General features: G+C 68.6%; 9 protein-coding genes. 4 read left to right on the top strand and 5 right to left on the bottom strand.

The window, feature by feature from the left end; all coding sequences use genetic code 11:
• Positions 1 to 222: 222 nt before the first annotated feature.
• The 4 genes from bamA to ACSFA8_RS26955 form a co-directional block, all read right to left on the bottom strand.
• Positions 223 to 2,637 carry an outer membrane protein assembly factor BamA gene (gene bamA, locus ACSFA8_RS26970; RefSeq protein ID WP_435482528.1) on the bottom strand — a complete coding sequence of 805 codons (2,415 nt, stop codon included), beginning with the start codon at positions 2,635 to 2,637 and terminating at the stop codon, positions 223 to 225.
• A gap of 508 nt (positions 2,638 to 3,145) precedes the next feature.
• A complete protein-coding gene (locus ACSFA8_RS26965; RefSeq protein ID WP_435482527.1) occupies positions 3,146 to 4,366 on the bottom strand; it encodes an OmpA family protein in 1,221 nt (406 codons plus the stop codon).
• Complete coding sequence (locus ACSFA8_RS26960) at positions 4,363 to 6,024, bottom strand: serine/threonine protein kinase (RefSeq protein WP_435482526.1); 1,662 nt, start codon at positions 6,022 to 6,024, stop codon at positions 4,363 to 4,365. The genes ACSFA8_RS26965 and ACSFA8_RS26960 overlap by 4 nt, the downstream gene beginning before the upstream one ends.
• Positions 6,025 to 6,130: 106 nt before the next feature.
• Entirely contained in the window at positions 6,131 to 6,943 is an 813-nt protein-coding gene (locus ACSFA8_RS26955; protein ID WP_435482525.1) for a class I SAM-dependent methyltransferase, read from the bottom strand.
• Between the two features lie 188 nt (positions 6,944 to 7,131).
• Here ACSFA8_RS26955 and ACSFA8_RS26950 point away from each other — a divergent pair, with 188 nt between their 5' ends.
• Together ACSFA8_RS26950 and ACSFA8_RS26945 are read left to right on the top strand one after the other, a co-directional pair.
• Positions 7,132 to 7,665 carry an OsmC family protein gene (locus ACSFA8_RS26950; protein ID WP_435482524.1) on the top strand — a complete coding sequence of 178 codons (534 nt, stop codon included), beginning with the start codon at positions 7,132 to 7,134 and terminating at the stop codon, positions 7,663 to 7,665.
• Entirely contained in the window at positions 7,665 to 8,663 is a 999-nt protein-coding gene (locus tag ACSFA8_RS26945; RefSeq protein ID WP_435482523.1) for an AraC family transcriptional regulator, read from the top strand. Before ACSFA8_RS26950 ends, ACSFA8_RS26945 begins: the two co-directional genes overlap by 1 nt.
• On the opposite strand, the gene ACSFA8_RS26940 is transcribed toward ACSFA8_RS26945, so the two are convergent.
• A complete protein-coding gene (locus ACSFA8_RS26940) occupies positions 8,633 to 9,193 on the bottom strand; it encodes a putative glycolipid-binding domain-containing protein (RefSeq protein ID WP_435482522.1) in 561 nt (186 codons plus the stop codon). The genes ACSFA8_RS26945 and ACSFA8_RS26940 overlap by 31 nt on opposite strands.
• A 65-nt stretch (positions 9,194 to 9,258) precedes the next feature.
• Here ACSFA8_RS26940 and ACSFA8_RS26935 point away from each other — a divergent pair, with 65 nt between their 5' ends.
• Positions 9,259 to 10,494, top strand: coding sequence for a Y-family DNA polymerase (locus ACSFA8_RS26935; protein ID WP_475544493.1), 1,236 nt, complete (start codon positions 9,259 to 9,261; stop codon positions 10,492 to 10,494).
• Positions 10,495 to 10,502: 8 nt separating this feature from the next.
• Positions 10,503 to 11,192, top strand: coding sequence for a TIGR02117 family protein (locus ACSFA8_RS26930; protein WP_435482521.1), 690 nt, complete (start codon positions 10,503 to 10,505; stop codon positions 11,190 to 11,192).
• Positions 11,193 to 11,369: the final 177 nt, after the last annotated feature.

Genomic DNA, 11,369 nt, shown 5'->3' with positions numbered 1-11,369 from the left:
AATCCGTCCGCTTCCCCAGTCTTTATTGCGGGCTGGCAAGCCCAAGGAGGAGCACAGGGTTTACCGGACGGGCTCCCTTCAGCGCTTCGGGAGCGGGAGGAACAATATCAGGAGGAGCCGAAGGCGGGGGACATTCGCGGAAGGGGCCACCCGCCGCCAGCGGCCCACCCCGAGCTTGTCTTCTGAATTCGACCCGGTATGGAACAAGCCCGCCCGCGGCTTTCAGAACGACGTGCCGATCTGGAACTGCACGCGCTGCGTGCGATCGGCCGCGATGCTGTTCGCCTCGTCCAGCTTCTGATAACGGATCGGCACTGCATAGGCCAGGCGCAGCGGCCCGAGCGGCGAGATCCAGCTGATGCCGATGCCGGCGGAGGCGCGAATCCTGTTCTGTGCCTTCCACTGCGCGTCGGTCATCGAGGCACCCCGCTCGGTGAACACGTTGCCTGCATCGAAGAATCCATAGAGCCTCAGTGTCCGGTCGTTGCCGGCGCCCGGGAACGGCGTGCTGAGTTCGGCATTGAAGATCGCCTTCCTGGTGCCGCCCAGCGAGCCGCCGGTCACTGCGTCGCGTGGCCCCAGCGAGTTCTGCTCGAAGCCCCGGATCGAGCCGAGACCGCCAGCGTAGAAGTTCTTGAAGATCGGATAAGTCGAGTCGCCCAAGGCCCGGGCATAGCCCAGTTCGCCGTTGACGGCCAGCGTGTACTGCTTGCTCAGCGGAAAGTACTGCTGGTACTGGTACTGGCTCTTCATGTAGCGCAGCGCCGAGCCGACACCCACTTCCAGGCTCGCGCTCTGCAGTCGGCCCTTGGTCGGCACCAATGCGCTGTCGCGGTCGTCGCGCGACCAGCCCACCGTCGCGGGAATGCCAAGAATGCTGTCCTTCGCGCACACCACGCTCGGCACAGTGCCCGTGCACTGGAAGTAGTCGAGGTAGGCCTGCGGCGTGGCGGTGTAGACGTACGACCCGTTGACCAGGGTGTACGACCCGTTGGTGCCGGGCGTGAACCTGTAGCGCTCCAGCCCGAGGCCGAAGTAGACCGTGTCCAGTTCGCCGAACGGCACGCCAAACTTGATGGCGCCGCCGTCGCTCGACAGCTTGTAGTTGCCGTCGGCCTGGTAGTAAGGGCGCGTCGCCGTGTGAAAGACGCTCACCGTGCGCGAGATGCCGCCCGGGGTGAAGTACGGGTTGGTCGCCGTCAACGAAATGCTCTTGTTGTAGGAGCTCGTGCTGACCTGCACCCCAAGGTAGTTGCCCGAACCGAACAGGTTCTCCTGCGTGATGCCGAAGGTCACCGAAATCTTGTCGGTGCTCGAATAGCCCGCCCCAAGCTGGAGGCTGCCGGTCGGCTTTTCCTTGACGTCGACCGTCAGGTCGACCTGGTCGGGGGATCCCGCCACTTCCTGCGTGTCGACGTTGACGTCCGTGAAGAAGCCGAGCCGGTCGACCCGGTCGCGCGACAGCTTGATCTTGTCGCCGTCGTACCAGGAGGCCTCGTACTGGCGGAACTCGCGGCGGATCACTTCGTCGCGCGTGCGGTTGTTGCCGCCCACGATCACACGGCGCACGTACACGCGCCGCGACGGCTCGGCCACCAGGTTCATGGCCACCGTGTTGTTGCCGCGGTCGACCTCGGGCTTGGCCTGTACCTTCGCGAACGCATAGCCGAAGGTGCCGAAGTAGTCCGTGAAGGCCTTGGTGGTCTCGGTTACCTGCTCGCCGTTGTAGGGCTCGCCCGGCTTGATGGTCACCAGCGACTTGAACTCGTCGTCGCGCCCGAGGTAGTTGCCCTCCAGCTTGACGCCCGAGACGGTGAACTTCTGGCCTTCGGTGATGTTGACGGTGACCGACAGATCCTGGCGGTCGGGCGAGATCGCGACCTGGGTCGAGTCGACCCGGAATTCCAGGTAGCCGCGCGTGATGTAGTAGGAGCGCAGCGTCTCCAGGTCGGCATTGAGCTTGGCGCGCGAGTACTGGTTGGACTTGGTGTACCAGGCCAGCCAGCCGCCCGCGTCCTGGTCGAACAGGCCCAGCAGCGTGGATTCGCTGAAGGCCTGGTTGCCCACGATCTTGACTTCGCGGATGCGCGCGGAGTCGCCCTCGGTCACCGAGAAGGTGAGGTTGACGCGGTTGCGCTCGGACGGGGTGACGGTGGTGACGATCTGGGCGTTGTAGAGGCTGCGGCTGATGTACTGGCGCTTGAGCTCCTGCTCGGCGCGGTCGGCCAGCGCCTTGTCGTAGGGGCGGCCTTCGGCCAGGCCCACTTCGCGCAGCGCCTTTTGCAGGACGGCCTTGTCGAATTCCTTGGTGCCGGCGAAGTCGACCTCGGCGATGGTGGGGCGCTCCTCCACGATCACCACCAGCACGTTGCCGCTGACGTCGATGCGCACGTCCTTGAACAGGCCCAGGTCGAACAGCGCACGGATGGCGGCCGAGCCGCGCTCGTCGTTGTAGGTGTCGCCCACGCGAAACGGCAGCGAGGCGAAGATGGTGCCGGGCTCCACCCGTTGCAGGCCTTCGACGCGAATGTCGCGCACCGTGAAGGGCTCTACGGCCCACGCAGCCGTGGCGGCCAAGGCGCTCGCTACCAGAGCGACCGCGACGCGCAGGGAAAATCTCCGGAAGGTAATGCTCATCGTGCGGAAGCGACTGCCGTAGGGCTCTGGTTCTTCGTCGCGCGAGGCCTGGAAGCCACCGCCACATCAGGCTGCGTCGTCATGCACGGCGGGTTCCGGCTGCTCGTCGCCATGATCGGCGCAAGTGTGGAAAGACTGTGGGGGCAGTCGGCCGCAACTTCGCTGGTGCCTGCGGCATGGCAACCTGCCAGCGCCATCAGGGCCAGGCTGCCAAGCAGGGGTCTTCGCAGAACTGCGGGTGCGCTTGTCGAAACGTTGTGAACTGCCATCACTGATCCTTTGCAGATGTCGCTCTGCACTGTGCGTGGCAATCGAGGAGAAAAGTTGAGTCGACCCGGTGCCTTGGCACCGCTGCCGGTCAGGCTCTGGCGTCCGACAGGATGTGTGCAGCCCGAAACGCCGCTACAGGCGCGGATGCCCGCAGCCGCATGACGACCGGAACCCGAAGAGCGCCGCGCTCACGTCGACGATCGACTGCTGCGAAATGCGGGAACCGGGGGCGCGGGCCTCACGCGGCGGCGGCGCCGCAACCCACGATCTTGAACTCGACCCGGCGGTCCAGCGCATCGACGGCATCGTCGGTTCCGCTGCCGACGATGTTCTCGCGAAAGCCCTTGCCGCTGAAGGTGGTGCGGTCGCGCAGCGCAGTCGACTCGCCGATCAACCGCTGCCGCACGTAGCGCGCCCGTTGCAACGAGAGCCCGTCGTTGTAGGCCACGGAACCGGTGTGGCTGGTATGGCCGACGATCTCCATGCAGACCCTGGCATCGGCGCTGGCCTTCGCGATCTCGCGCAGCCACATCCCATAGGGCCCGCTGATCCGGGGCTCCGACCAGAACACGGTGCCGCCGGGGTTGAACAGGAACTTCACGCCGAGCTGCCGGTTGGCGATGCCGTAGGAGACGATCTTGCCGAAAGCCTGCTCTGCCTCGGCCGTGCGTCCCAGCTTGGCCGAACTGAGATAGATGCCGTTGAGCACGCGCAGCTGTTCTCCATCGGCCGAGCCGCCAGCCGCGTTGTACTGTGCCAGTGCATCCTGGTAGCGCTCGGCGTTGTAGAGCGTGGTCGCCTGCTGGATCACCGGCGCGACCGCGATGCGCTCGAGGTAGTAGGGGTCGGCACGCTGCCCCTGCGGAGTGGCCGTGGTGCGCACGTAGCTTTCGATCACCAGGTCGCGGGTGGGCACCGGAATGTCCTGGTAGTAGGGCAACGGCGTGTGATCCAGGCCCTCGTCGCGTGCCACGGCCGATGCATGCGCGGCCACGGTGCCGCTGCCGAGTTCGGTCAGCGCAAGGTTGATCTGCAGCGGGCTCTGCGGCTGGCCGGACGACAGGCGCGTCATCGTGCCGGTCAGCAAGTAGCGCGCCTTGGCCAGATTGGCGCGCTCGAACGGCAGGATCTCGACGGACTCGAACTTCGTGGTCATGCGCGCGATGACGCGGCTCTGCAGCGCCTGCGTGGCCGCGGTCTGCTGCGCGCTGCCGGCATCGATCATCGGGTCGATGACCACGCTGCGCCGGGCGCCGACCTGTGCCAGGAAGCCCGGCAGCTTCTGCGTCTGTGCCACCAGCCCGTCGGTGGCGTTCGCGACGGCCTGCTCGAACGGCAACTCGGTCTTCGACGACGCTGCAGGTGGCGCGGCGCAACCGGCCAGGCCCAACGCGAGCAGCACGCTGCCCAGACAGGCGGCGTGCCGCCGGCGCTCGCAGGTGAGGGAGATCGGTGTCATCGTTCACACTCCTTTTTGAGGAAGGCGGTCTCGCCGGAGGTCAGCGGCTCCAGCGAGGCGCGTTGAAGAATCTCGGTGCAGCGGGAAGGGGCGCTCGGGCTTTCTGCCGACGGCGGCGCCGGGCGAATCGCAGCGGCGCGGACAGGCCGCTCGGCCGCGGGCCTGCGCGTTTCCCGCACAGCGGGCGGCACGGGGCGCATGGACGCGGCAGCCGCTGCCACCGCCGGCCCGAGCGCATCAATCTGCACCGGCGGCGCTGCAGCATGCGGCAGATCTGGAGGCCGTGGCGGATCCGCTGGCCGCGGCGGTTCGACGGCGCGGACAACGACTGCTGGCGCTGGCAACACGGGTGCCTTGGGCAACGCCGGTGCCACCGGCAGCGCCAGCGCCGGCGCGGGTATCGCGGGTGAAGCGACGCGCGGTGGCGGCGGATCCGACAACACCGGATCACCGATCCGGAAATAGCCAGCGAGCGCCAGGCCCAGCAGCGACACGGCCGCGACGACCGCGAAGGTTCCGCCGCGGCCGGGCCGTGCGGGCGGTACCGGTGTCGTGTGCGGCGCCGGCAGTGGCACCCGCGACGACACTGGCACTGGCACTGGCACTGGCACCAGTGGTGCCAACGGTTCCATAGGCTCCGTTGACTCAAGCAGTTCCGGTGGTTCCAACGGCCCGTCGCCAACCGACGGGTCGCCCAGCCGCTGCCTGAATTCCGCCACGCTCTGCGGCCGGTCGCACGGGTGCAGCGCGAGTGCGGCGTCGATCGCGGACAGGAATGCTGCGCCATAGCGCCCGCCAGCCCGTTCGCCAAGCGGCTGTAGCCGATCGTCCATCAACCGTTCGATCGACGGCGCCGGCGGCTGCCCCGTGATGGCGGCGTACACCACGCTGGCGAGGGCGTAGAGGTCGGTCCACGCGCCCTGCTTCATCGAGGCGACCTGGCCGTACTGCTCGATCGGTGTGAAGCCCGGCTTGAACATCACCGTGGGCGATGGCCCCGTCCCTTCGATGACGCGGCGCGCCGCGCCGAAGTCCAGCAGCACCGGGCCGTCCTGAGTGAGCAGGATGTTGTCGGGCGCGATGTCGCGGTGAAAACAATTGGCGGCGTGCAGCACGTCGAGCGCATCCAGCAGCGGGCTCAGCCAGCGGCGCAGTTCGGCTTCCTCGGGCGCGCGGCCGAGCTCGGCCAGCGCCTGCGCGAGCGTCGGGCCCACGTAGTACGGCATCGCCATGTAGGCCGTGCCATTGGCTTCCCAGAAGTGCAGCACCTTGACCAGCGATGGGTGATCGAACTGCGCCAGCGTTCGCGCTTCGTTGACGAAGCTGCGCATGCCGCTGCGAAAGCTGTCTTCGTGGCGCCGCGACTTGACCACCACCGCTGCCGAGGCATTGCCGCGCGATGCCAGCACCGCCGGCAGGTATTCCTTGATCGCCACATGCGCCGCCCGGGCGGGATCCCAGGCCAGGTAGACGATGCCGAAACCGCCTTCGCCAATGCAGCCCACGATCTCGTAGTCGAGCAGCTGCGCACCCTCGGGCAAGGTGTGCGCGGTGCCATGGATGGTGTCGGCAAACTCCGACGCAGGCTCTTCCGGCGCGCCGCAGTCGGCCAGCGAACCGGGGACGGTGCGTATGTCGAGGGTGATGAAGCGGCGCATCGAGCCTCCTGTCCGATCGGCAACTCTACTGCGTCGTGAATGCAAAAGCATTCACCAAACGCACTGGCCAAACGGCTGCGCCGGGTTTTCAACACCCGTGGGCGGTTCACCGCCGCGTGACCACCACCTCGACGTATTCGCTCGGCACGACCAGCGAACCCGGCCCTGCCCGGTTCAGGCGGTCGAGCAGCTCGGTGAGGTCGCGCTCCAGCGCCGCTGCGCCGTCCTGCGGCAGCGCCGCAAAGGCTTTGTGCACCGGCCCGTACCAGGTGCGGAACACCTCGATGAAATGCGCGGCCGAGCGATAGCGGAAGTTGAACATCCGCGGCGTCACGCTGATCGCTCCCGCGCTTTCGCCGAATAGCGACTGGAGGTGCGCCTCCACGCCCCACAGCGAAGGCGGCTGCAGGCCGACCGGTGGCGCCAGGTGCCGGCCCAGCACCTTGAACAGCTGGCCGATAAAGCCCGCGGGAGTCCAGTTGGCCAGCCCGATGCGGCCGCCCGGGCGGCACACGCGTGCAAGCTCCGCGGCGGCCTGCGCCTGGTTCGGCGAGAACATCACGCCGAAGGTCGAGAGCACCGCGTCGAAGCTCGCGTCCTCGAACGGCAGCGCCTCGGCGTCGGCGGTCTGGAACTTCACGTCCAGGCGCTCGGCACGTGCGCGCTCGGCGCCCCGCTCCAGCAGCGCGGCCACGTAGTCGGTCGACGTGACCCGGCAGCCCCGGCGCGCGGCGGCCAGGGTGGCATTGCCGTTGCCGGCGGCCACGTCAAGCACGCGCTCGTCCCAGCGCAGGTCGCAGGCCTCGGCCAGCTGCTCGCCGACGAGCTGCAGGGTGGTGCCGATCACGGCGTAGTCGCCGCTGGCCCAGGCGGTCATCTGGCGGCTCTTGAGGGCATTGAAGTCGATGGGTGCGTTCATGAAAAGGTCTCCTGAAAGTGAATCGGTCGGGAGGGCACTGTCCCGCAGGTGGCCTCGCCATGTCCTGCCTGCGCGTCGCGCTCGCCTGCCCGATCGTCCGCGCGACGGCATAGGCCACCGGGCCAATGGCCCCGGCGCGCCGACCTGTCCAGAATGCGGGGGTCTTCAACCCGAGGCGGAGAGCGAACATGGGCGCACAGGCCATTGCCGAGGCTTTGCAACGCGCGGAGACGGTGCTGTCGCGCCGGCCCGAGGCCGGCCTGCACGACGACGCACCGGCCACGGCGACGTGGGGCGGCGGCACACGCACCGTCGCCAGCCATGCCAACGGCACGCAGGTGCTGACCGACATGCCCGGCGAGTTCGGCGGCACAGGCGACCAGGTCAGCCCCGGATGGCTGTTCCGCGCCGGGGTTGCGTCATGTGCGGCCACCTCGATCGCCATGGCGGCTGCGCGCCAGGGGATCGCGCTCGATCTGCTCGAAGCCCGCGTCGACAGCAAGACCGACTCGCGCGGCATGCTCGGCATGGCGGATGCCGACGGCACGCCGGTGAGCGCCACTCCCTGCGACGTGCAATTGCACATCCGGATCGGTGCGCGAGGGGTGTCACCCGAGCGGCTGCGCGCGCTGGTCGAGGGCGGCTACAGCCATTCGCCGATTCCCTGCGCGGTGCGGGCCGCCTTGCCGCTGGCGTTGCACGTCGAGGTAGGCAGCGGCTGATGGACGCGCTATCGGAAACCCTGCGCGTGGTGCGGCTGGTCGGCGCCATCTTCATCAACGCGCGCTTCACGGCACCCTGGTGCTATCAGTCGCCGCGCGCTGACACGGTGGCGCCGCTGCTGGAACCGGGTGCCGAGCGCGTCGTGATCTTTCACCTGATCACCGAAGGCGAGTGCCATGTCGAGATGCCCGGTGAGCCACCGGTGCGACTGATGGCCGGCGACGCCGTCCTCTTTCCGCTCGGCGACGCGCACCGCATGGGCTCCGCGCCCGGGCTGCCGCCCGCCACCGGCGGCCGGCTGGCCGAGGTGCTGGCGCGCCGCCCGGGCCAGCTTGCCTACGGCGGCGGCGGCGCCAGGACCCGCCTGGTGTGCGGCTACCTGGCCTGCGATGCGCGGCTCGCCCGCCTGCTGCTGCAGGGCTTGCCGCCGCTGGTGCGCGTGAACGTGCGCGGCTCGAGCGCCGGCGCCTGGCTCGAGGCCTCGGTACGCTACGCGCTGGCCGAGGCGCGTTCGCCGCGGCCGGGTGGCAGCGGCGTGCTGGCCAAGCTGGCCGAAGTGCTGTTCATCGAAGTGCTGCGGCTCTACATGAACGAGCAGGCCGAAGGGCGCACCGGATGGCTCGCGGGCGTGGGCGACCGCATCGTCGGTGCCGCGCTGAACGCATTGCACAGGAACCCCGCCCACAACTGGACGCTCGAGGAGCTGGCGCGCACCGCCGACACCTCACGCTCGGTGCTGGCCGAGCGCTTCCAGCTGCTGGTGGGCAGCTCGCCGATGCAGTACCTCACCCAGTGGCGCATGATGCTGGCCGCCAACCTGCTGAGCCGCAGCAATGCCCCGCTGGCCAGTATTGCGCAAGACGTGGGCTACCAGACCGACACCGCCTTCAGCCGCGCCTTCCGGCGCGAATACGGCGCGCCGCCGGCGGCCTGGCGGCGCAGCCGGCTGGTTCGCGAGACGCCGGCTCAGCGCTCGGCGAGCCACAGCCCCGGATAGTCGCGCACGAAACCTTCCGGTGTGACGTCGAGCAGGTCTGCGTAGTCGAAGCGGTCGGCCTGGTACCAATAGCCGCGTTCGTTGCGCCGCTCGTAGCGCTGCGCCAGCAGGCTCAGGCCGCCCTCCTCCAGGTCGAGCCAGGCGGCCGGCGCATCGGCGGCCTCGCCAGCCTGCAGGTTCAGGCGTCGCAGCTGGATCAGGTTGGTGGCCGGCGTGAAGCCGAGGTCGAGATCCACGCAATGGGCCAGCTCGGGCACCGGCACGTCGTTGAGCTTCCACTCGCCGTGCGCGCTGCGCACCACCGACAGATCGACCGCGCTGCCACCCAGCCAGCCGCGCACCGTGCCCCACTGCGCGTGCCAGTTGCGGTCGCAACGCACCCGGTAGTGCAGTTGCGCAACGCGCCCGTCGGCCTGCCTGAACAGCGCCGTGCCGTCGAGCTGCCACGCGTCACCGTGGCGGTCGAGCCGGCAGGCATCGTGGCCCGGCACATCGAGCCGGTGCCAAAGCGTGGTGGCGACGTTTTGCATGCATTCATGATGGACCGCTGCACCGCGCAGTGCAAGCTGCAGGCATCGCGCGAAAATACCTGGCTGTGCCTTCGCCCCTTCCGCCAACCCCGCCGCTGCGCCGCATCGCGCACCTCGACATGGACGCCTTCTTCGCGTCGGTCGAGTTGCTGCGCTATCCGCAACTGAAAGGCTTGCCGCTGGTGATCGGCGGTGGACGCCGCAAGGTAGACGAGATCCTGCAGCGCGAACACGCCGGCCTGCCGCTGCACGAAGTGCCGGTTTCGGCCTTTCCGCTGCTGAAGGACTACGTGGGCCGCGGCGTGATCACCACCGCCACCTATGCCGCACGCCAGTTCGGTGTGGGCTCGGCCATGGGCATGATGAAGGCGGCCAAGCTGTGCCCGCAGGCGATCGTGCTGCCGGTGGACTTCGACGAGGTGCGGCGCATCTCGCGCCTGTTCAAGGCCACCATCCGCGAGATCGCGCCGGTGGTGGAAGACCGCGGCGTCGACGAGGTCTACATCGACTTCACCGACGTGCCGGGTGGCCAGCGCGAAGGCGGGCGCGTGCTGGCGCGGCTGATCCAGAAATCGATCCTGCAGGCCACCGGCCTTACCTGCTCGATCGGCGTGGCGCCCAACAAGCTCATCGCCAAGCTGGCCAGCGAGTTCAACAAGCCCAACGGCATCTCGATCGTCTACGAGAGCGACCTCGAAGCCAGGATCTGGCCGCTGGCCGCGCGCAAGGTCAACGGCATCGGGCCGAAGGCCGACGCCAAGCTCGAGGGGCTCGGCATCCGCACGGTGGGCGAGATCGCGGCGAAGGAACGCGAATGGCTCATCGCCAATTTCGGCAAGTCCACCGGCGCCTGGATGCACGAGGTGGCCTGGGGCCGCGACGACCGGCCCGTAGTGACCGAGAGCGAACCGGTGTCGATGAGCCGCGAAACCACCTTCGAGCGCGACCTGCACGCGGTGCGCGACCGGGCCGAACTCGGTGCCATCTTCACGTACCTGTGCGAGAAGCTCGGCGAAGACCTGCAACGCAAGGGCTACCTGGGCAAGACCATCGGCATCAAGCTGCGCTACGACGATTTCAGGATCGCCACGCGCGACCAGACCGTGGCCGCCTTCACCGCCGACGGCAAGACCATCCGCCAGGTCGCCGGCCAGTGCCTCAAGCGCGTGCCGCTGGAACGCCCGCTGCGCCTGTTGGGCGTGCGCGTCGGCACGCTGGTGCGTTCCGACAGCGACGCGGCGGCGCTGCCGCAGCGGGCGGCTGCCGACGCGGCGGCAGCCACCACGCCGTCGCTGTTCTGAGCGCCGCGATGCCGCGCCGCCTCTACCACTTTTACCGCCTGATCGCCGCGGTGCTGCTGCTACCGCCGGCGCTGTTCGCGGCCTATCTCGGCGTGGCCAGTGCGCTGATGCTCTGGCCTGCACGCGGTGCCGCGCCGGCCGGGCCAGTGGCGGTCGAGGCCTATGTGCTGAGCAACGGCATTCACACCGACTATGTGTTCCCGGTGCGTTCAGCGACGATCGACTGGTCGCAGCTGTTCCCGCCGTCGCAGGCGCGTGCGGTGCCTGCCGATGCCGAGTTCATCGCCATCGGCTGGGGCGACCGCGAGTTCTACCTGCACACGCCGACCTGGGCCGACCTGACTGTCTCCCGCGCGCTCGGCGCCCTCGTGGGCGGCAACCGCGCGCTGATGCATGTGAGCTACCTGCAGCGGGCGCAGCTGCGGCACGGCGCCTACCGGCTGCCGCTTTCGCAGGCGCAGTACGCGCAGCTTGCGGGCTACGTGCGCGCCACGCTGCCTGCGGGCCGTGCGGTGCCGGTCGCGGGCGCGCACTACAGCAACGACGACGCCTTCTACGAAGCCGAAGGCGGCTACCACCTGTTCGAGACCTGCAACACCTGGACCGGACGCGGCCTGCGGCGTGCCGACGTCACGGTGAGCCGCTGGACGCCGTTCGACTTCAACGTCGTGTGGCACCTGCAACCCGCAACGCCCTGAGCGCGGCGCCTTGGGCACGCTCTGCATGATCAGCGCGAAACAGTCACGCCACCTCCAGGCTCAGGGCGGTGGGGCACGCTGCGCAGCGAAATAAAGACACCGTTGTGCCTGTCAAGCGGTGCCCGTCAAGCGCAAGCCGTCTTGCGGTAGTTCGCATCGAAGGGCTTGCCCGACCTC

Source organism: Variovorax nitratireducens, assembly GCF_051216545.1.
Taxonomy (GTDB): Bacteria; Pseudomonadota; Gammaproteobacteria; order Burkholderiales; family Burkholderiaceae_C; genus Variovorax.
This window is presented reverse-complemented; position numbering and strand designations above follow the sequence as displayed.